A 19,162-nucleotide genomic window follows, 5' to 3' on the forward strand; every position below is an offset into this window, starting at 1 on the left:
GGCTCAGTTCAGCCGGGCCCGCGCCGCCCGCGCCTGGGCGCGCACCTGCCCGGCGGCGTCCTCGTCCACGGCGGCCACCAGGTCCGCGTACTCCTCCAGGGCTTGCGCGCCCTCGGTGAACTCGCCCCGCTCCACCAGCAGCCGGGCCCGCTCGTGGCGCAGCCGCGCCGGGTGCGCGGGCAGCAGCAGCGACAGGTCGAGGGCCCACAGCGCCACATCGGAGCGCTCGGGCCGCAGGGCCGCCCAGGCGCGGATGTTGTTCAGGATCCGCAGCACGACGTCCAGCGGCTCGGCCGGTGCTGTCATCGACGGGTCCAGCCGGGCGCCCGTCGCCCCGGTCACCAGCAGCTCCGCGTCCGCCCCGGTGAGCACCCGGCCGCCGTCGAACGGATCGGCGAGCACCTGTCCGGCCGCCTCGCCGAAACCGACCACGAAGTGCCCCGGCAGCGCCACCCCGTACACCGGCGCCCCGGCCCGGCGCGCCACCTCCAGCCACACCACGGACAGCAGGATGGGCAGCCCGCGCCGCCGCCGCAGCACCGCGTGCAGCAGCGAGGAGTCCAGCCGCTGGTAGTCCGCCGCCGCGCCGCGGAACCCGTACCGCTCGCCCAGCAGGGCGCCCGCGGCCCGCGCCCAGGCGAGCGGGGTGCCGGGCCGGTAGGGCAGCTGTCCGGCCAGCCGGTCCAGTTCGAGCTGGGCCGCGTCCAGCCCGTCCTCGTCCAGCGTGCCGTCGCCCACCGCGCCGGTCAGCAGGCACAGTGCCGCCAGGTCGGGCCGCTCGGCGCGCGCCTCCTCGGCGAACCGCCGGCGCAGTTCGGCGGACCGGCCGGGCGGCGGGGGAGCGGGATGGCGCATGGCGGGCCAGTGCTCCCTCACGGCGACGCGGGCGAGGACGGCGGCCCGGCGGCGCCCCCGTCCGCCCCCGGTTCCGGCTCGCGATAGTGGTGGTAGGCGTGGTGGGCCGTGAAGCCGAGTCCGGCGTACAGCGCCCGCGCGGCGGTGTTGTCGGTCTCCACCTGGAGCCAGGCGGCCGAGGCGCCCTCGTCGAGGGCGCGCCGGGCGAGCGCGGCCAGGACGGCGCCGGCCAGGCCCCGGCGGCGCAGCGCCGGATCCACCTCGACGGCGGCGAAGGAGGCCCACCGGCCGTCCACGACGCACCGCCCGATCGCGGCGGGCGCGTCCCCGGCGTGCGCTCCCGGGACCGTCGCGAACCACACCGAGGGCCCGCCGCCCAGGACCTTCAGGGCCACCTCGCTCACCCCTTTGCGCTGGTAGCGCGCGAGCCACGCCTCGTCGGCCGTGCGCGACAGCCGTACCGCCGCGGCCGCGGCCGGGTCCGCCCGGTCGGCGACCGGCGCGAGCGCCCCGGTCCACAGCTCGGCGCTCACCTCGCGCGTCCAGCCGCGCCGCTCCAGCTCCGCGCCCAGCAGTTCCTGCGTGCCCTCGGCACCGGTGGCGGTCTGCACGTACGCGGGCAGGCCGCGCTCCCGGTACCAGCGTCGTACGGCGGCCAGGGCCGCGTCGAGCGGAAGGCCGGGATCGCCCAGCGGCAGCACGGAATTGGCGCGGCGGGTGAAGCCGGAGGCCGCCCGCAGCTCCCAGTCGCCGAGCGGCTCGCTCTCCACCGGCTGCCAGGCGCGGGCCGCGGCGCGCGCCAGCTCGGGGTAGGAGGCGGCGGGTCCCCGGCGGCGGGCCGGGGCCGGGGGAACCACCTTCCCGGCCACCATGGAGGACTCCGCGACACGCACGGTTTCACCGCTCTTGCGTGTGATCAGCAGCACACCATTGTCCCATGATGTGAGAACTCCGACCGTGTCGGTGAACTTCTCACCCGTTCCCCGAGGTTCGCTCAAGCGCCGCACGGAGACCCGTTTGCCCACGTCAGCAGCGGTGATACGGACCACCGGCGGCCCTGTCGCCCAGATTTCCACAGGTCAGTTCACCCCTCCTGTATGGATCATGCCCCGGAACGGAGATACTAGGGGCGGGCATCGACGACGCCGCGCTCCCGCGCGCCAGGCGGCGGAGCCTGTGGAGGCCCGCCAGCGCCCTATCGAGGAGGAACGACAGCGTGACCTACGTCATCGCGCAGCCTTGTGTCGACGTGAAGGACAAGGCGTGCATCGAGGAGTGCCCGGTCGACTGCATCTACGAGGGCCAGCGGTCCTTGTACATCCACCCGGACGAATGCGTCGACTGTGGTGCCTGTGAGCCGGTCTGCCCGGTCGAGGCGATCTTCTACGAGGACGACGTTCCGGAGGAGTGGAAGGACTACTACAAGGCCAACGTCGAGTTCTTCGACGAGCTGGGCTCCCCCGGCGGCGCCAGCAAGCTGGGCCTGATCGAGCGTGACCACCCGTTCGTCGCCGCGCTGCCGCCGCAGGCCGAGTAACCGTCCGGTGGCCCTGCCGCCCCGGTCCCGTACGGTCTGACCGCCCCGAGCGTGTCGGCGGCCGTGCGGGACCGCGGCGTTTCCCGCACCAGAAAGCGAGCCTGATCCCGTGTCCGCAGTCTCCGACCGCCTTCCGGCCTTCCCCTGGGACAAGCTGGAGCCGTACAAGAAGACGGCCGCCGCCCACCCGGACGGCATCGTCGACCTGTCGGTCGGCACCCCGGTCGACCCGGTCCCCGAGCTGATCCAGAAGGCGCTTGTCGCCGCGGCCGACTCGCCGGGCTATCCGACGGTCTGGGGCACGCCCGAACTGCGCGACGCGATCACCGGCTGGGTCGAGCGCCGCCTCGGCGCGCGCGGGATCACCCACCGGCACGTGCTGCCGATCGTCGGCTCCAAGGAACTGGTCGCCTGGCTCCCCACCCAGCTGGGCCTCGGCCCCGGCGACAAGGTCGCCTTCCCGCGCCTGGCCTACCCGACGTACGAGGTCGGCGCCCGGCTGGCCCGCGCGGAGTACGTGGCCTACGACGAGCCGACCGAGCTGGACCCGGCGGGCCTGAAGCTGCTGTGGCTGAACTCGCCCTCCAACCCCACCGGCAAGGTGCTGGGCAAGGAGGAGCTGACCCGGACCCTCGCCTGGGCCCGCGAGCACGGCATCCTGGTCGTCTCCGACGAGTGCTACCTGGAGCTGGGCTGGGAGGCCGAGCCGGTCTCGGTGCTGCACCCCGAGGTGAACGGCGGCTCCCACGACGGCATCGTCGCCGTCCACTCCCTTTCCAAGCGCTCCAACCTGGCGGGCTACCGCGCCGCGTTCCTCGCGGGCGACCCGGCGGTCCTCGGCCCGCTGCTGGAGATCCGCAAGCACGGCGGCATGATGACCTCGGCGCCGACCCAGGCGGCGGTCGTGGCGGCGCTGGGCGACGACGTCCACGTCCACCGGCAGCGCGAGCGCTACGCCGCCCGCCGCGCCGCCCTGCGCACGGCCCTGCTCGGCCACGGCTTCCGCATCGAGCACAGCGAGGCCAGCCTGTACCTGTGGGCGACCCGCGACGAGTCCTGCTGGGACACGGTGGCGCACCTGGCCGGTCTCGGCATCCTGGTCGCCCCCGGGGACTTCTACGGCCCGGCCGGCGACCGCTTCGTCCGGGTGGCCTTCACGGCGACCGACGAGCGGGTGGCGGCGGCCGTCGCCCGCCTCTGACCCGCCCGCAGGCGCGTACGAAGGCCAGGGACGGCGGCGTACGACGGCGAAGGGGCCCGGGAGGATTCCCGGGCCCCTTCGCCGTCGCCGTGTGCACGCACGGCTGGTGCATGACGTGGGAGCGGGCGCTGCGGCCGGTGCTCAGCCGCCCAGCGGCAGGCCCTGCACCGGCAGGCCCTGGGTGGGCAGCCCGCCCTGGGTCGCGGTCTTCGCGGTGTCGCCGAGGAGGCCGCCCGTGGTCCCGGCCGCGTCGCCCGCCGCCTTCTGCGCCACCGGCGTCGTCTTCTTCACCAGGCCGCCGCCGGTCCTGCCCGCGGCGGGCACCGCCTGCTTGACCACCTTGCCGCCGGTGTCGCCCGCGACCCCGGTGACGTGCTGCGCCGCGCCGTCCACGGTGTTGCCGACGCTCGCCGCGTCCAGGGCGGTGAGGCCGCCCAGGTTCGGGGTGGCCGGCAGCTGGGGCGCGGCACCGGCGGAGCCGGCCGCACCGACCCCGGCAGCCGCCCCGGCGGCGACGAGCAGCGCGGCGCGGGCGATACGGCGGGTCAGGGGGAGGGACATGTTGCTCCTTCGACGGGAGGGGAACCTTGAGGTGTCGGACCGGGCCGGGCGGTTCCCGGAGGCCGTGAAGCCCCCGGCGGGCCGGGCTCGGACGCAGTGACTACCGCTCGAAGCGCGCGAAGGTTGCGGCGGAACAACGTAAAGAGTTGGTAATGCGTCGCATTATCAGGTGTGGATAAAAACGGGCAAAGGCCGACTGCCCGGAACGGCTGCTGAATCCTTCCGGCACCGTCTCTCCAAGGGCTGTGGCGATCCGCCCGCCGACCCCGTGAAAAACCGCCCCGGCCGTCGCCCCGACGCCTCGCCCACCACCCGGGAGAGTGAAGATCCACGCGGCTCCCCACCACTGCGCACGGGCCCGCGCGCCGGACGGGAGGCGCTAACGGCCCGTCGTGATGCGGACCGTGGCCGCCGAGCCCGCCGAGCCCTCGGACCGGTCGCCGTTCTTCCCGTCCACCGCGCGCCACTCGCCCTCGGTCACCCCGGCGGTCCACTCCCGCCCGGCGTACGCCACCCGCTCGATGTGCAGCGCGGAGGCGTTGGCCACCGCCCAGTGCGCCAGTTGCCAGCCGCGCTCGGCGGTGCTGCGCCCGTCGCCGGAGCCGGTCCGCACCGGCAGCGTCACCGTGCGCCCGTCCGCGGCCGCCCCTGCGGCCGGTGCCGTGGGCGCGGGCGACGCGCCGCGGCCGCCGCCCGCCTCGGCCCCGGCCACCTGCACCACCTCGCGGCCGAAGTCCCGTACCAGCGCCGCCCGTACCGCGTCCGGACCCGTCGTCGGGCTGATGCCCGGCCTGCCCTGGCAGGTCAGCGTGGCCGCGGCCCGCCCGGTCAGGGCGGCCGAGAGCAGCGCCGCGTCCGGCTCGTGCCGGGCGTACGCCTCCGGGAAGCCGCTGCGCTGCACGCGCTGCGCCGCCACGGTCACCGGCAGCCGCTGATAGCCGTCCACCTTGTCCAGGTGCCGGTAGAACACCCCCGCCGAGTAGGCCGGGTCCATGATCTCCTTCGCCGTCCCCCAGCCCTGCGAGGGCCGTTGCTGGAACAGGCCGAGCGAGTCCCGGTCACCGTGGTCCAGATTGCGCAGGTCCGACTCCTGGAGGGCGGTCGCCAGCGCGATCGTCACGGCCCGCTCGGGCATGCCGCGCCCGGTGCCGACGGCCGCGATGGTCGCCGCGTTCACCGCCTGCTCCGGGGTGAACTCGTAGGACCCGCCGTCCCGTCCGGCCGCCACGACCTCGCAGCCGGGGCCCGTACCGCCGGTCAGATACTGCACCGTGAGATAGCCCGCGACCGCGAGCAGGACGCAGAGGGCCGCCCCCGACCTGAGGAGGCGGCCACGACGCTTCGGAGTGGGGGACGGCTCTGGCACGCGTACAAGGTACTGGAGACGGACACCGCCGCAGGAGCCGGTGACGGCGGACACGACGGCGCGTGGCCGGAGCCGGGCGCTAAGGTCGCAGGCATGGCCGATACCCCGCTTGACCTCACGCTGGACGCCGCGCGACTCACCGCGCAGCTCGTCGACTTCCCCTCGGAGAGCGGCACCGAGAAGCCGCTCGCCGACGCGATCGAGGCCGCGCTGCGCGCCCTGCCGCACCTGACGGTGGACCGCATGGGCAACAACGTCGTCGCCCGCACGCACCTCGGGCACGACCAGCGGGTGATCCTGGCCGGACACATCGACACCGTCCCGATCGCGGACAACGTGCCGTCCCGGCTGGACGAGGACGGCGTGCTCTGGGGCTGCGGCACCTGCGACATGAAGGCGGGCGTGGCCGTGCAACTGCGCATCGCCGCCACCGTCCCGGCCCCCAACCGCGACCTCACCTTCGTCTTCTACGACAACGAGGAGGTCGCCGCCGACCTGAACGGCCTCAAGCATGTCGCCGAGGCCCATCCGGACTGGCTGGCGGGCGACTTCGCGATCCTCCTGGAGCCGTCCGACGGCCAGGTCGAGGGCGGCTGCCAGGGCACCCTGCGCGTCCTGCTGAAGACCAAGGGCGAGCGGGCGCACTCCGCGCGCGGCTGGATGGGCGCCAACGCCGTCCACGCCGCCGCGCCCATCCTGCGCAAGCTCGCCGAGTACCGGCCCCGTTACCCGGTCATCGACGGCCTGGAGTACCGCGAGGGCCTCAACGCGGTCGGCATCTCGGGCGGAGTCGCGGGCAACGTGATCCCCGACGAGTGCGTCGTCACCGTCAACTTCCGCTACGCGCCCGACCGCAGCGAGGAGGAGGCCGTCGCCCATGTCCGCGAGGTCTTCGCGGACTGCGGCGTCGAGGAGTTCGTGATCGACGACCACAGCGGCGGCGCGCTGCCCGGTCTCGACCACCCGGCCGCCGCCGCCTTCATCGAGGCGGTCGGCGGCATCCCGCTGCCCAAGTACGGCTGGACCGACGTCTCCCGCTTCTCCGCGCTCGGCGTCCCCGCCGTCAACTACGGCCCCGGCAACCCGCACCTGGCGCACAAGCGGGACGAGCGGGTGGAGACCGCGAAGATCCTCACCGGCGAGGAGCGGCTGCGCGCCTGGCTGACGAGCTGACCTCGCGGCCACGGTCCGGACCCGCCGAGGTCCCCCGCCCGTAACCCGCCGAGATCTAGGGTGGGCGAGATCTAGGCTGGGGTGGAACGACCGCACGCGGAGGGAGCGCATATGCCTACAGGCAACCCCGAGGGCAAGAAGGTGCCACCGGAGGAGCAGCGCCTGGGACCGGTGCTCCGGCGCCGGGGGCAGGTCCAGGCCGGCACCACGGACCAGCGGCTGCTGGACGAGCGCGCCCCCACCGACTGGGTGCACACGGACCCGTGGCGGGTGCTGCGCATCCAGTCGGAGTTCATCGAGGGCTTCGGCACCCTGGCCGAGCTCCCGCCCGCGATCAGCGTCTTCGGCTCGGCCCGCACCCGGGTGGACTCGCCGGAGTACGAGGCCGGGGTGCGGCTGGGGCGCGGCCTGGTCGAGGCGGGCTTCGCGGTGATCACCGGCGGCGGTCCCGGCGCGATGGAGGCGGCGAACAAGGGCGCCTGCGAGGCCGGGGGCACCTCGGTCGGCCTGGGCATCGAGCTGCCCTTCGAGCAGGGGCTCAACCCCTACGTCGACATCGGCCTCAACTTCCGCTACTTCTTCGTCCGCAAGATGATGTTCGTGAAGTACGCGCAGGGCTTCGTGGTCCTGCCCGGCGGCCTCGGCACCCTGGACGAGCTCTTCGAGGCGCTCACCCTCGTCCAGACCCAGAAGGTCACCCGCTTCCCCATCGTCCTGTTCGGCACCGCCTACTGGGGCGGCCTGGTCGACTGGCTGACCCACACCCTCATCGCCGAGGGCAAGGCCGCCGAGGCGGACCTGACCCTCTTCCACGTCACGGACGACGTGGAGGAGGCCGTGGCCCTGATGTCGAAGGAAGCGGGCAAGTAGCGAGGCGGCGAGGCGGCCCGGCGGCGGGCAGCGGGCCGTGCGGAGGGCGGCGCGGGCGCGGGAAGGACCGGTCCTACGCCAGTCCCCGCCGGGCCACGGCGGGCTCCCGGTGCCCCGCGACGGCCGCCACCATGTCCACCACCTGCCGCGTCTCGGCGACCTCGTGCACCCGGTAGACCTGCGCCCCGAGCCACGCCGAGACCGCCGTGGTGGCCAGCGTGCCCACCACCCGCTCCTTGACCGGCCGGTCCAGCGTCTCCCCGACGAAGTCCTTGTTGGACAGCGACACCAGCACCGGCCACCCGGTGGCGACCATCTCGCCCAGCCGACGCGTCGCCTCCAGGCTGTGCCGCGTGTTCTTCCCGAAGTCGTGCCCGGGATCGATCAGCACCGACTCCCGCGGCACCCCGAGCGCCACCGCGCGCTCGGCCAGCCCCACGGTCACCTCCAGGATGTCGGCCATCACGTCGTCGTACTCCACCCGGTGCGGCCGGGTCCGCGGCCGGGCGCCGCCCGCGTGCGTGCACACCAGGCCCACCCGGTGGCGCGCGGCGACCTCCGCGAGCCGCGGGTCCACCCCGCCCCACGCGTCGTTCAGCAGGTCCGCGCCCGCCTCGCACACCGCCTCGCCGACCTCGGCCCGCCAGGTGTCCACGCTGATGACCACGTCCGGGAAGCGCCGCCGCACCTCGGCGACGAAGCCGACGGTGCGCCGCGCCTCCTCCTCGGCCGTCACCTCCTCGCCGGGGCCCGCCTTCACCCCGCCGATGTCGACGATCGCCGCGCCCTCGGCCACGGCCTGTTCCACGCGCGCGAGGGCGGGCTCGTCGCGGAACGTCGCCCCCTGGTCGTAGAAGGAGTCCGGGGTACGGTTGACGATCGCCATGATCACCGGCTCGTGCGTGTCGAATTCACGCCTGCCCAGCCTGAGCATCCCCTGTGACCTCTTCTCCCACGTCGCGGTCTTCGGCCGCCTGCGACCCTAACTGTCGGCGTCGCATGGCACGATCGGACCCTGGCACGAACGCCAGACTCCAGATGGCACCAGATCCAGCTCCAGACCCAGACTCCGGACTCCGTGGGGACCTCAGCGATGGTTATGTTCTTGTTCCTCGTCGTCGCGCTGGCGGTCGTGGTCGCCGCGGTGACCCTCGCGGTGGTGGGCGGCGGGGGCACCGGCCCGCTGCCCGAGGCCGTCCCCGACCGGCTGCACGACCCGCTGCCGGAGGACCGCCCGGTGGGCCCGGCCGATGTGGAGCAGCTGCGCCTGCCGCTCGCCGTGCGCGGCTACCGGATGGCCGACGTGGACGACGCGCTCGACCGGCTCGGCGCCGAGATCGCCGAGCGCGACGCCCGGATCGCCGACCTGGAGTCGGCCCTGGAGACCGCCCTGGCCGGGGCCCGCGACACCGGGGTCCGCGACACCGGGGCGCGGGTGCACCTGACCAAGCCCGGACCGGAGGACGAGCAGTGACCGAGGAAGCGGTGGAGAGCCCGGCGGCCGGGAGCCCGGTGCCGGAGAGCCCGGTGGCCGAGGCGGCGACGGCCGGCGCCGCCGTCGCGGGTCCGGACGGCGCCCGGCGCTGCCCGTGGGCGCTGTCGGCGCCCGAGTACGTGGCGTACCACGACGAGGAGTGGGGCCGGCCCGTCCACGGCGACGACGCCCTCTTCGAACGCCTCAGCCTGGAGGCCTTCCAGTCCGGCCTGTCGTGGATCACCATCCTGCGCCGCCGTCCCGGCTTCCGCGCGGCCTTCGCCGGCTTCAGGATCTCCGCGGTGGCGGAGTTCACCGACGCCGACCGCGAGCGCCTGCTCGCCGACGCCGGGATCATCCGCAACCGCGCCAAGATCGACGCGACCCTCGCCAACGCGCGCGAGCTGGCCGCGTGGTCCCCGGGCGAGCTGGACGCCCTCATCTGGTCCCACGCCCCCGCCCAGGCCGCCCGTACGGCCCCGGGGACCCTCGCCGACGTCCCGGCCGTCACCCCCGAGTCCACGGCCCTGTCCAAGGCGCTGAAGAAGCGCGGCCTGCGCTTCGTGGGCCCGACGACGGCCTATGCCCTGATGCAGGCGTGCGGACTGGTCGACGACCACCTCGCGGACTGCGTGGCCCGCCGCCCCTGACCGACTCTGCCGCCCTTCCGCCCCGCCCCCCGGCTCGCGGCCGGCGGCCGGGGGAGGGGCGGCGGGCGGCGGCGCGCCGTGCCCGGTCAGCGGCCCAGGTACACCGGCTTCTCCTTGGCGACGAACGCCCGTACGGCGATGGCGTGGTCCTCGGACTGTCCCGCGCGCGTCTGGAGCTCGTCCTCCTTCTCCAGGGTCTGCGCCAGGGAGTGCGTCAGGCCGAAGGCCACCGACTCCTTGATCGCCGCGTACGCCAGCGTCGGCCCGGCGGCCAGCTTCCGCGCGGTCTTCTCGGCCTCGGCGCGCAGCTCGGCCGCCGGGACGACCCGGTGGGCGATGCCCAGTTCGGCGGCCTCCTGGGCGGTGAGGGTGCGCGGGAAGAGCAGCAGGTCGGTGGCGCGGCTCGCGCCCACCGCGCGCGGCAGCGTCCAGGAGAGGCCGGAGTCCGCGCTGAGCGCGACGCCCGCGAAGGACGTGTTGAAGGACGCCGTGTCGGCCACGATCCGGTGGTCGGCGGCGAGCGCGAAGCCGAAGCCCGCCCCGGCGGCGACGCCGTTCACCGCGGCGACGACGGGCTTGGCGGCACCGGCCAGCGCCCGCACGATCGGGTTGTAGTGCTCCCCTACGGTGCTCATCGTCCGCCCCGACCCGCTCTCCCGGTCGGCGTTCAGCAGCCCGATGTGCTCCTTGAGGTCCTGGCCCACGCAGAACGCCCGGTCCCCGGCCGCGGTCAGCAGCACCGCCCGTACGGCGTCGTCGGCCGCGGCGGACTCGGCGGCCTCCCGGAGGGCGACCTTGGTGGCGATGTCGAGCGCGTTCATCGCCTCGGGGCGGTTCAGGGTGATCGTCGCGAGTCCGTCGCTCACTGTGTAGAGCACGGTGTCGGCCATGGGACTTCCCCTCCGGTGTCGGCTCCGACGTACCGTTCGGTACGTCCTGTGTCCGAGGGACAGCATGACGGAGATCACCGGCCGGAGCGGGCGGTGGACGTGTGACCTGCGTCAAAGAAATCCGGCGGCCGGGCCGCCGGGAGACCCGGGAGAGGGAGCGCAGTATCGCAGCCACATCCCCGAATTGAGTGGTTTTGCTCGCGCGCGTTGCCCAAGCGATGCCGACTGATGTTGGTCATCGGGTCCTGAGATGCGGGATAATGGCTGGGAAGCAATGTGTTCGATGCCGGTGCCGTGTGTGCTGCACCGTTCCGGGAGTGGACCGCGCGCGTGCCCTTCGGTGCGCCGTCGGCTTTGACGATGAGCTGGGTTTCAGGAAGGGGAACGAGCATGGCGGCCATGAAGCCGCGGACGGGTGATGGCCCGCTCGAGGTGACCAAGGAGGGGCGGGGCATCGTCATGCGAGTTCCGCTCGAAGGCGGCGGTCGGCTCGTCGTCGAGCTGACCCCTGACGAGGCCGACGCGCTCGGCGACGCCCTCAAGAAGGTCGTCGGCTGACGCGCGAGCGGATCACAGCCTTTTCGGTGACCCCGGTACCGCACGCGGTACCGGGGTCGCTGTTCTCCGGGTTCTGCCGCCCGGCGTGCTCCCGTCCGGCGCGGTGGCCCGGCGGACGCTTCAGCGTTTGACCGCGCACAGCAGGCCGTCGCCCACCGGCAGCAGCGACGGCACCAGGTCGGCGCTCTCGCGCACGGTGCGCAGCAGTTCGCGCAGCCGTACGACCTCGGCGGGCTGCGGCCCCGAGTCCACCGTCCGGCCGTGTGCGAACACGCCTTCGAAGACGACCAGTCCGCCCGGCCGCAGCAGCCGCAACGATTCGGCGAGATAGTCGGGGAACTCCTGCCGGTCGCCGTCGCAGAAGACCAGGTCGTACCCGGCGTCCGCGAGCCGCGGCAGGACCTCCAGGGCGCGGCCAGGGATGAAGCGGGCGCGGTTGCTGGCGAAGCCGGCGGCGCGGAACGCCTGCCGGGCGAACTGCTGGAGCTCCGGCTCGGGGTCGACCGTGGTCAGCACCCCGTCCGGGCGCATGCCGTACAGGAGGTGGATGCCGGAGACGCCGGTGCCGGTCCCGATCTCCGCGACCGCCTTCGCGTCCACGGTGGCGGCGAGCAACCGCAGCGCCGCGCCCGCGGCGGGGGTCACCGAGCGCACTCCTGCCTCGCCTGCCCGCTCCCGGGCCCAGCGCAGAGCGTCGTCCTCGGCGACATAGGCGTCGGCGAACGCCCAGCTCGTCTGCCGGTTGCCGGTAATGACCCTCTCCTGTCCCCTGGATGCCTGGGCGTGACTGTATCCGTTGGGGCCGGGAACCCGCAGATGGGACCGGTCGTTTGAAGGGGTGGGGAAGCACCGGGGGACGTGACCGGAGTCCGGACGGGGGGTATGGGATGGAACGGGACGGCGAGCAAGTGCTGACGCAGCCGCATCAGCCGTGGCAGTGCGTGTCAAATTCAAGTAAAACCGCTTATCCGGAGCTAACGGGCGAGGTGGTTATGGTAGGGGCTCCACTGGACACCACCAGAGCCGACAGGGGAGGTGCGGCTTCGCCTGTGGATCGGGGAGGAGTGCTCCGGCGCTTTCTCGGATCGGCGGGCAGGCCGAAATCCGTGAACGACACCGCAGCTGACCGTACCCACGCCGAGGGCACCGCCCCGGCCGCGACCGCGACCTTCTCCAGCGACGCGGACGGGCAGGCGTGGACTCCGCCCACCTGGGAGGAGATCGTCAGCACCCACAGCGGTCGTGTCTACCGCCTGGCCTACCGCCTCACCGGCAACCAGCACGACGCCGAGGACCTCACCCAGGAGGTCTTCGTCCGCGTCTTCCGCTCCCTGTCGACCTACACGCCGGGCACCTTCGAGGGCTGGCTGCACCGCATCACGACCAACCTCTTCCTGGACATGGTCCGCCGCAAGCAGCGCATCCGCTTCGACGCGCTCGGCGACGACGCGGCCGAGCGCCTGGCCAGCAAGGAGCCCACCCCGCAGCAGCTCTTCAACGACGCGCACTTCGACGCCGACGTCCAGCAGGCCCTGGACACGCTGGCGCCCGAGTTCCGCGCCGCGGTCGTCCTGTGCGACATCGAGGGGCTGTCCTACGAGGAGATCGCCGCGACCCTCGGCGTCAAGCTCGGCACGGTGCGCTCCCGTATCCACCGCGGCCGTTCACAGCTCCGCAAGGCCCTGGCGCACCGTTCGCCCGAGGCCCGGCAGGCCGAGCGGCGCCGCTTCGTGCCCCGCGTCGCCGCGCTGGGAGGAGGGGGCGCGACCGCGTGAGTGGTTCCCGATCCAACCCCGCCGCGAGGGGGCTCGCGGAACAGCATCTGGGAGACCGACTCTCCGCCCTGGTGGACGGAGAGCTCGGTCATGAGACGCGTGAGCGCGTCCTGGCGCACGTGGCCACCTGCCCGAAGTGCAAGGCGGAGGTCGACGCACAGCGCCGTCTGAAGAACGTCTTCGCGGAGTCGGCCCCGCCGCCGCCCTCCGAGAGCTTCCTGGCCCGCCTCCAGGGGCTGCCCGGCGGCGACCCCGGCTCCGGCTCACCGCTGGGCGGTGCGGGGTTCCCGGGCGGCTTCCCGGCGTTCCCCGCAGGCTCAGGGGACACCGGCGGCACCGGGGGCACCGGGGACCCCGGCATGTTCGGCGCCCGGCGCGGCGAGCAGTTCGCGTTCGGGTATGGACCGGCCGGACCGTATCCGGTCGAGCCCGTGCCGGAGCGGTCGGAAGGCTTCCGGATCCATCACGTCAACCGTCCCGACAACGAGCGGTCGGCCTCGCGCGGACGCCGGTTCGCGTTCGTCGCCGCCGGGGCGGTGTCGCTGGCCGCGGTCGCCCTCGGCGGTGTGACCACCGGAGCGGCGGGCGACACGGCGGCGGAGACCCGCGGCGGCGCGGGAGCGGGCAGCAATGTCACCCCGGCGCGCTCGGCGGGCACGGGCATCGCCACGGCGTCCGAGGCGTCCCGGCGCCGGAACACGGCCGGGGCCCTGCCCGTGCAGCGCTCGACCGGCACGGCACCGCCGGCGCCGACCTCGCTGTCCGCGCCGCTGCTGCCCGGCGTGCCCACCCCGGCCGCCGCACCGGCGGCGGACGCGGCGGCGCGCCCGCTGCCGCCGACACCGGTGGTCGCCGCCGGGGCCGCGCTGATGTCCCCGCTGATACGCCCGCTCGGCACCCGGCCGCTGATCTCCCTGACGTGGTCGGCGGACCCGCAGCTCACGACAGCCGGTCTGCTCACCGCGCCCTCCCCCGGCCCGACGCCCGAACCACCGTCGGCCGCCACCTCCCATCTGGCGCCCTGACCGGCGCCGGCCGGGCACTGCGCGGTGGCCCGTGAACCTGGTTGAATCCAGGAGGGCGCGCCCCTGACATCCGTCGGGGCGCGCAGTCGACGAAGCGCGGCCACCGCCGACGAGCCGGGCCGCGGGCACCTGCCGGGGAGCACATGAACGAGGGCAAGCCCACCAGACCCACCCGCCCGAGATGGTGGAGCCGCCCCCGGCCGCCCGCGCCCACGGACGACACGGTCGGCACTGCGCCCGTCCCGGACACCACCACGGACGACGAGGGCGACTTCCACCTCGCCCGCCCCGCCCGGTCCCCGGATCCGCAGAACCGGAGCACACCACAGCCGGGGGACCGGCCCGAGGACCGGCATGAGGACCAGCCCGAGGACCAGCCCGGGGACCGGCCCGGGGGCCACACGGACGCGGCTGCGCCCGCAGCCGCTGCTGGGTACGCCCCGGTGCCCGTTCCCCGGGATGCCCTCGCCGGTGGTCCCGAGCGCGCCTCTGCGCCCGGCCCTGGGCCTGCCCCGGAAGCCGCTGCCGCTCCCGCTGCCGCTCCCGCTGCCGCTCCCGCTGCCGCTCCCGCTCCCGCTCCCGAGTACGGCTCCCTGCCCGCTTCGGGGCCCGGCTCCGCCGACGGTTCCGCGTCCGTGTCCGGCTCCGCCGGGCCCGTGGCGGCGGCGCTCGACGCCGAGCGGCGCAGGCCGCTGCACGCCCCCGACCCCTACGGCACCCCGCCGTACGGCCAGCCCGGACCCTGGGCGCCCGCGCCCCCGTTCCAGCACCCCGCCGTGGCACCGGCCGCCTCGGGTGCGGCGCCCGCTCCGGCCCCCGCCGACCCGCTCGGCCCCCCGGCAGCGGCACCCGTACCGCCCGCGCCCATGGCGTCCGGCGAGCAGCCCGCCGAGCCCGGCGCCGCACCGGCCGCCCCCGCCCCGGCACCCCTGGCAGCCCACGGCGGCGCCCCCCTGCCCGGCGCCGGGGACCCCCCGCCATTCCCGGCCCAGGCGTTCCCGCCGCCGCCCCCGCCCCCGCACGCCCCCGCGCACCTCCCTGCCCCCGCCGCTCCCGTCGTTCCCCTGGACCCCTGGCAGCGTTACGACCCCTGGGCCGCGCGGCCCCTCGCCGGACCGCTCCAGGAGAGCGGGGCCGGGGTCGTCGGCGCCGAGCAGCGGCGCAGGCGGGTCCGGCGGGCGCTGGTCGGCGGGGCCGTGGCGCTGGCGCTCGTGGCCGGCGGGATCGGCGGCGTCGTGGGGGCGTACCTGGAACGCAACGGCGGCATCGGGACCGTGACGCTGCCGCAGGCCGGGAAGGAGCCCGCCGGCCGCGCCCCGGACAGCGTCGCCGGGATCGCCGCCCGCGCCCTGCCCGGCGTCGTGACACTGCACGTGTCCGGCTCGGACGAGCAGGGCACCGGCACCGGCTTCGTGCTCGACGGCCGCGGCCACATCCTCACCAACAACCACGTCGTCGGGCCCGCGGCCGCCGGCGGTGAGATATCGGTGACCTTCAGCGGCGGCCAGACCGCGCGCGGCACGATCGTCGGCCGCGACACCGGCTACGACCTCGCCGTGGTGCGGGTGCGCGGAGTGCGCGGGCTGACCCCGATGCCGCTGGGCAACTCCGACAACGTACGGGTGGGCGACCCGGTCGTCGCGATCGGCGCCCCGTTCGACCTGGCCAACACGGTCACCTCCGGCATCATCAGCGCCAAGGAGCGGCCCATCACGGCCGGTGGCGAGAAGGGCGACGGGAGCGACGTGTCGTACGTCGACGCGCTCCAGACCGACGCGCCCATCAACCCCGGCAACTCCGGCGGCCCGCTGCTGGACTCCCGGGGCCGGGTGGTGGGCATCAATTCGGCCATTCGCTCCGCCGACTCCGGGTCCGATGCGCAGACGGGCCAGGCCGGATCCATCGGGCTCGGCTTCGCCATACCGGTCAACCAGGCCAAGCGGGTGGCCGAGGAACTGATCAACACCGGCCGGGCCAGCCACCCGGTGATCGGCGTCACGCTGGACATGGCCTACGAGGGCGACGGCGCCAAGGTCGGCGAGCGGGCGAGCGGCGGCGGTTCCCCGGTCACCCCGGGCGGCCCCGGCGCCGCGGCGGGCATCCGGGCCGGTGACGTCGTCACCGCGGTGGACGGCGTGCGCGTCCACTCGGGTGAGGAACTGATCGTCCGCACCCGCGCCCACCGCCCCGGCGACCGGCTGGAGCTGACCGTCGAGCGGGGCGGCAAGCAGCGCAGGATCTCCCTGGTGCTCGGCTCCTCGGACAGTGGGTGACGGGCCCTCACCGGCGGCCCGCACGGCCCGCGCCGCGCCCCCGGAGCGCGCCGCCCGCCGCGCCCCGAGGCGACGCGGACGTTCCAGAAGGCGGACAAGCCGGAAAACTGGCCGTGTACACGGGCCCCGACACCTCGGGGCAGTACCGGTCGGACACCTCGGCCGGGTACCGTGGATCCGGCCCGGACCCCGGATAGACCCGCTCAGACCGGACCACCCGAGGGCCGAGGACCACGGACATCGCAAGGAGCTTCAGGTGTTCAACGACATAGGACTGCCCGAGCTGGCGACGCTCATCGTCCTGGCCATGCTCGTGTTCGGTCCGGACAAGCTCCCGAAGATGATCCAGGACGTGGTGCGCACGATCCGGAAGATCCGGGAGTTCTCGGAGAGCGCCAAGCAGGACATCCGCAAGGAGCTGGGCCCGGAGTTCAAGGACTTCGAGTTCGAGGACCTCAACCCCAAGACGTTCATCCGCAAGCAGCTGGACAACGACGACCTGGGGCTCAAGGAGATCCGCAACGGCTTCGACCTGAAGAAGGAGATGGCCGAGGTCACGGACGCGGTGAACGGCCGCGACTCCGACGACGAGGCGGTCTCCGTACCGGCGGCGTCCTCGTCCGCCCCCTCCTCCGCGGGGGCGTCCGGCGGCCGGATCGACATGACCAAGAAGCCGGAGAGCGCCGAGCGGGACGACCGCCCGCCCTTCGACGCCGACGCCACCTGAGCGCCACCGTCCTGCCGCGTACCGTCCCGCCGCGTCCGCCGCGCGCGTCACTCCTTCTCAGTGATCCCGTCTGCGCCAGGCGGCCCGATCCCGCCGCCTGCGCGGGCCACGCCCCGGGCGCGTTCCCGGCGCCCCGGTGCGGGGTGGATATGCTGCCGAGTTGTTGTGCGGACCGGACGAGTACGCCCGAAGGGGGGCGGGCCGCGCCGGTCCGACGAGAGCGAGGAGGCGTCCGGGCACATGGAGACGACAAGTAGGGCGGTCGCGCAGGCACCGGCCGCGGAGGGCGGAAGACCACTGCCCTCCGCCCGGCGCACGGTCGACGGCTACCTGCTGGCGCCCTTCCCGTGGTACGGCCTCGACGAGGCCTTCACGGGACAGCGCTGGCTGCTTCAGGTCGGCACCTCGGCCGACGGCTCGGTGGAACACGGTTCCCTCGGGCACGGTGACGAACCCTCGGTGCGCAACGAGTTCGTGTCCGGCTCTCCGGACGACCCCCGGGAGAAGTTCGCGGTCGTCGTCACCGTCGCCGCCAGCCCCGAGCGGCGGCTCGCCGACGGCACCGGCCAGCTGGAGGCCACCTCCGTCTCCTCGGCGGCCTGGCTCGCCGGGGTCGGCCTGCTGTCGGTCACCTGGCCCATGCAGATGGACCACGCGCTGCGCGACGACTGGCTGGACCAGCAGACCGAGACGGCGTGGGAGCTCGCCGACGACCTGTCCGGGCCGGACTGGTCGACGCTGTCGCTGCCCGTGGACGGCGTGCCGACCTCGTTCCACTACCGCGAGTCCGAGTTCGGCTGGGTGCTCGCCGGATCGGCCCCGCAGGGCGTGCACGTGGGGGCGTACGGCCGGGGGATGAGCGCCTACGGGCTGGGCTTCTCCGTGGTCCAGGACATCACCGCGTACGCCTGACCCGCCCGCCCGCCGCGCATCCGTGCCGGGCCGGGTGCGCCGGGTACGCCGGGTACGACGACGAGGGGCGCCGTCCGCGCGGACGGCGCCCCTCGTCGTCGTACCAGATCGGCGTACGGGATCGCCGTACAGGAGTGCGGCGGTGCCTCAGAACTTGTTCTTCGGCGTGATGCCCAGGGAGAGCCCCGACAGGCCCCGCTGGCGGCCGCCGAGCTTGCCCGCGATGGCGCGCAGGGCCGAGCCCGCCGGGGAGTCCGGGTCGGTCAGGACGACCGGCTTGCCCTCGTCGCCGCCCTCGCGCAGCCGGACGTCGATCGGGATGGAGCCGAGCACCGGCACCGTGGCGCCGGTGGTGCGGGTCAGGCCGTCGGCGACGAGCTGACCGCCGCCGGTGCCGAACACGTCGACCATCTCGCCGCAGTGCGGGCAGGGCAGCCCCGACATGTTCTCGACGACACCGACGATCTTCTGGTGGGTCTGCACGGCGATCGAGCCCGCCCGCTCGGCCACCTCGGCGGCGGCCTGCTGAGGCGTCGTCACCACCAGGATCTCGGCGTTCGGCACGAGCTGGGCGACGGAGATAGCGATGTCGCCGGTGCCGGGCGGCAGATCGAGCAGCAGCACGTCCAGGTCGCCCCAGTACACGTCCGCCAGGAACTGCTGGAGCGCGCGGTGCAGCATCGGGCCGCGCCAGACGACCGGCGCGTTGCCCGGGGTGAACATGCCGATGGAGATGACCTTCACGCCGTTCGCCGACGGCGGCATGATCATGTTCTCGACCTGGGTGGGACGGCCGTCCGCACCCAGCATGCGCGGCACGCTGTGGCCGTAGATGTCGGCGTCGACCACGCCCACCTTCAGGCCGTCGGCGGCCATCGACGCCGCCAGGTTCACCGTCACCGAGGACTTGCCGACGCCGCCCTTGCCGGAGGCGACCGCGTAGACCCGGGTCAGATTGCCGGGCCTGGCGAAGGGGACCTCGCGCTCGGTCTGGCCGCCGCGCAGGGCGCTCGCCAGCTCCTTGCGCTGCTCGTCGCTCATCACGTCCAGCGACACGTCGACCCGGGTGACCCCCTCGACCCGCGCGACCGCGTCGGTCACGCGCTGGGTGATCGTCTCGCGCATCGGGCAGCCGGAGACCGTCAGGTACACGGTGACCGCGACCGCGCCGTCCGCGCCGATCTCCACCGATTTGACCATGCCCAGTTCGGTGATGGGTCGGTGGATCTCGGGGTCGTCAACCGTCGCCAGCGCGGCGCGCACCGCGTCTTCCGTAGCCATAAGGACGATGGTACGGCGCCCGGCCGCGGCCCAG

General features: G+C 74.3%; 20 protein-coding genes. 12 read left to right on the plus strand and 8 right to left on the minus strand.

What is annotated here, in order from left to right; translation table 11 throughout:
- Positions 1–3: 3 nt before the first annotated feature.
- Both B086_RS0135720 and B086_RS0135725 read right to left on the minus strand, forming a co-directional pair.
- Positions 4–855 carry a transglutaminase-like domain-containing protein gene (locus B086_RS0135720; RefSeq protein WP_018571240.1) on the minus strand — a complete coding sequence of 284 codons (852 nt, stop codon included), beginning with the start codon at positions 853–855 and terminating at the stop codon, positions 4–6.
- Positions 856–872: 17 nt separating this feature from the next.
- Positions 873–1,931, minus strand: a complete 1,059-nt coding sequence (locus tag B086_RS0135725) for a GNAT family N-acetyltransferase (RefSeq protein ID WP_078531304.1) — start codon at positions 1,929–1,931, stop codon at positions 873–875.
- A gap of 140 nt (positions 1,932–2,071) precedes the next feature.
- Here B086_RS0135725 and fdxA point away from each other — a divergent pair, with 140 nt between their 5' ends.
- Together fdxA and B086_RS0135735 are read left to right on the plus strand one after the other, a co-directional pair.
- On the plus strand, positions 2,072–2,392 hold the full coding sequence (gene fdxA, locus B086_RS0135730; RefSeq protein WP_018571242.1) for a ferredoxin: 321 nt from the start codon (positions 2,072–2,074) through the stop codon (positions 2,390–2,392).
- 109 nt (positions 2,393–2,501) lie between these two features.
- Complete coding sequence (locus B086_RS0135735; RefSeq protein WP_018571243.1) at positions 2,502–3,593, plus strand: bifunctional succinyldiaminopimelate transaminase/glutamate-prephenate aminotransferase; 1,092 nt, start codon at positions 2,502–2,504, stop codon at positions 3,591–3,593.
- Between the two features lie 141 nt (positions 3,594–3,734).
- On the opposite strand, the gene B086_RS0135740 is transcribed toward B086_RS0135735, so the two are convergent.
- The gene (locus B086_RS0135740) at positions 3,735–4,154 is read right to left on the minus strand and encodes a hypothetical protein (protein ID WP_018571244.1); all 420 of its coding nucleotides are present in this window, start codon (positions 4,152–4,154) and stop codon (positions 3,735–3,737) included.
- Positions 4,155–4,533: 379 nt separating this feature from the next.
- Entirely contained in the window at positions 4,534–5,520 is a 987-nt protein-coding gene (locus B086_RS0135745; protein ID WP_078531316.1) for a heavy metal transporter, read from the minus strand.
- 93 nt (positions 5,521–5,613) lie between these two features.
- Here B086_RS0135745 and dapE point away from each other — a divergent pair, with 93 nt between their 5' ends.
- Both dapE and B086_RS0135755 read left to right on the plus strand, forming a co-directional pair.
- Entirely contained in the window at positions 5,614–6,693 is a 1,080-nt protein-coding gene (dapE, locus tag B086_RS0135750) for a succinyl-diaminopimelate desuccinylase (protein ID WP_018571246.1), read from the plus strand.
- A gap of 111 nt (positions 6,694–6,804) precedes the next feature.
- The gene (locus tag B086_RS0135755) at positions 6,805–7,563 is read left to right on the plus strand and encodes a TIGR00730 family Rossman fold protein (protein WP_018571247.1); all 759 of its coding nucleotides are present in this window, start codon (positions 6,805–6,807) and stop codon (positions 7,561–7,563) included.
- A 73-nt stretch (positions 7,564–7,636) separates the two neighbouring features.
- Here the strand turns inward: B086_RS0135755 and folP are convergent, their stop codons facing one another.
- Entirely contained in the window at positions 7,637–8,497 is an 861-nt protein-coding gene (gene folP, locus B086_RS0135760; protein WP_018571248.1) for a dihydropteroate synthase, read from the minus strand.
- Between the two features lie 159 nt (positions 8,498–8,656).
- Between folP and B086_RS0135765 the strand changes: the two genes are divergently transcribed.
- Together B086_RS0135765 and B086_RS0135770 are read left to right on the plus strand one after the other, a co-directional pair.
- Positions 8,657–9,037, plus strand: coding sequence for a DivIVA domain-containing protein (locus tag B086_RS0135765; protein WP_026253122.1), 381 nt, complete (start codon positions 8,657–8,659; stop codon positions 9,035–9,037).
- 53 nt (positions 9,038–9,090) lie between these two features.
- Positions 9,091–9,687: a DNA-3-methyladenine glycosylase I gene (locus B086_RS0135770; RefSeq protein WP_026253123.1), complete on the plus strand. Its 597-nt coding sequence runs from the start codon at positions 9,091–9,093 to the stop codon at positions 9,685–9,687.
- An 86-nt stretch (positions 9,688–9,773) separates the two neighbouring features.
- On the opposite strand, the gene B086_RS0135775 is transcribed toward B086_RS0135770, so the two are convergent.
- Entirely contained in the window at positions 9,774–10,577 is an 804-nt protein-coding gene (locus B086_RS0135775; protein WP_018571251.1) for an enoyl-CoA hydratase/isomerase family protein, read from the minus strand.
- A 390-nt stretch (positions 10,578–10,967) separates the two neighbouring features.
- On the opposite strand from B086_RS0135775, the gene B086_RS43470 reads away from it, so the two are divergent.
- Positions 10,968–11,135, plus strand: a complete 168-nt coding sequence (locus B086_RS43470) for a DUF3117 domain-containing protein (protein ID WP_003966491.1) — start codon at positions 10,968–10,970, stop codon at positions 11,133–11,135.
- 120 nt (positions 11,136–11,255) lie between these two features.
- On the opposite strand, the gene B086_RS0135785 is transcribed toward B086_RS43470, so the two are convergent.
- The gene (locus B086_RS0135785) at positions 11,256–11,951 is read right to left on the minus strand and encodes an O-methyltransferase (RefSeq protein ID WP_078509682.1); all 696 of its coding nucleotides are present in this window, start codon (positions 11,949–11,951) and stop codon (positions 11,256–11,258) included.
- 248 nt (positions 11,952–12,199) lie between these two features.
- On the opposite strand from B086_RS0135785, the gene sigE reads away from it, so the two are divergent.
- The 5 genes from sigE to B086_RS0135810 all read left to right on the plus strand — a co-directional run bounded on the left by sigE (position 12,200) and on the right by B086_RS0135810 (position 17,847).
- Positions 12,200–12,910 (plus strand): RNA polymerase sigma factor SigE, encoded by a 711-nt coding sequence (gene sigE, locus B086_RS0135790; protein WP_078509683.1) that lies wholly within the window; start codon positions 12,200–12,202, stop codon positions 12,908–12,910.
- Positions 12,907–13,935, plus strand: a complete 1,029-nt coding sequence (locus tag B086_RS0135795; RefSeq protein ID WP_026253124.1) for an anti-sigma factor family protein — start codon at positions 12,907–12,909, stop codon at positions 13,933–13,935. Before sigE ends, B086_RS0135795 begins: the two co-directional genes overlap by 4 nt.
- 635 nt (positions 13,936–14,570) lie before the next feature.
- A complete protein-coding gene (locus B086_RS0135800) occupies positions 14,571–16,208 on the plus strand; it encodes a trypsin-like peptidase domain-containing protein (RefSeq protein ID WP_018571255.1) in 1,638 nt (545 codons plus the stop codon).
- A gap of 256 nt (positions 16,209–16,464) precedes the next feature.
- Positions 16,465–16,935, plus strand: a complete 471-nt coding sequence (locus B086_RS0135805) for a sec-independent translocase (protein WP_018571256.1) — start codon at positions 16,465–16,467, stop codon at positions 16,933–16,935.
- A 240-nt stretch (positions 16,936–17,175) separates the two neighbouring features.
- Positions 17,176–17,847, plus strand: a complete 672-nt coding sequence (locus B086_RS0135810; protein ID WP_018571257.1) for a hypothetical protein — start codon at positions 17,176–17,178, stop codon at positions 17,845–17,847.
- A 147-nt stretch (positions 17,848–17,994) separates the two neighbouring features.
- On the opposite strand, the gene B086_RS0135815 is transcribed toward B086_RS0135810, so the two are convergent.
- A complete protein-coding gene (locus tag B086_RS0135815; RefSeq protein ID WP_026253126.1) occupies positions 17,995–19,128 on the minus strand; it encodes an Mrp/NBP35 family ATP-binding protein in 1,134 nt (377 codons plus the stop codon).
- Positions 19,129–19,162: the final 34 nt, after the last annotated feature.

This window comes from Streptomyces sp. PsTaAH-124 (assembly GCF_000373685.1).
In the GTDB taxonomy this organism is placed as follows: Bacteria; Actinomycetota; Actinomycetes; order Streptomycetales; family Streptomycetaceae; genus Streptomyces; species Streptomyces andamanensis.

Bases quoted from the DNA above. Each gene is read 5' to 3' on its own strand.
- B086_RS0135775 (WP_018571251.1), bottom strand. From the start codon at position 10,577: ATGGCCGACACCGTGCTCTACACAGTGAGCGACGGACTCGCGACGATC.
- B086_RS0135755 (WP_018571247.1), top strand. From the start codon at position 6,805: ATGCCTACAGGCAACCCCGAGGGCAAGAAGGTGCCACCGGAGGAGCAG.
- B086_RS43470 (WP_003966491.1), top strand. From the start codon at position 10,968: ATGGCGGCCATGAAGCCGCGGACGGGTGATGGCCCGCTCGAGGTGACC.
- B086_RS0135815 (WP_026253126.1), bottom strand. From the start codon at position 19,128: ATGGCTACGGAAGACGCGGTGCGCGCCGCGCTGGCGACGGTTGACGAC.
- B086_RS0135765 (WP_026253122.1), top strand. From the start codon at position 8,657: ATGGTTATGTTCTTGTTCCTCGTCGTCGCGCTGGCGGTCGTGGTCGCC.
- B086_RS0135740 (WP_018571244.1), bottom strand. From the start codon at position 4,154: ATGTCCCTCCCCCTGACCCGCCGTATCGCCCGCGCCGCGCTGCTCGTC.
- folP (WP_018571248.1), bottom strand. From the start codon at position 8,497: ATGCTCAGGCTGGGCAGGCGTGAATTCGACACGCACGAGCCGGTGATC.
- dapE (WP_018571246.1), top strand. From the start codon at position 5,614: ATGGCCGATACCCCGCTTGACCTCACGCTGGACGCCGCGCGACTCACC.
- B086_RS0135720 (WP_018571240.1), bottom strand. From the start codon at position 855: ATGCGCCATCCCGCTCCCCCGCCGCCCGGCCGGTCCGCCGAACTGCGC.
- B086_RS0135810 (WP_018571257.1), top strand. From the start codon at position 17,176: ATGGAGACGACAAGTAGGGCGGTCGCGCAGGCACCGGCCGCGGAGGGC.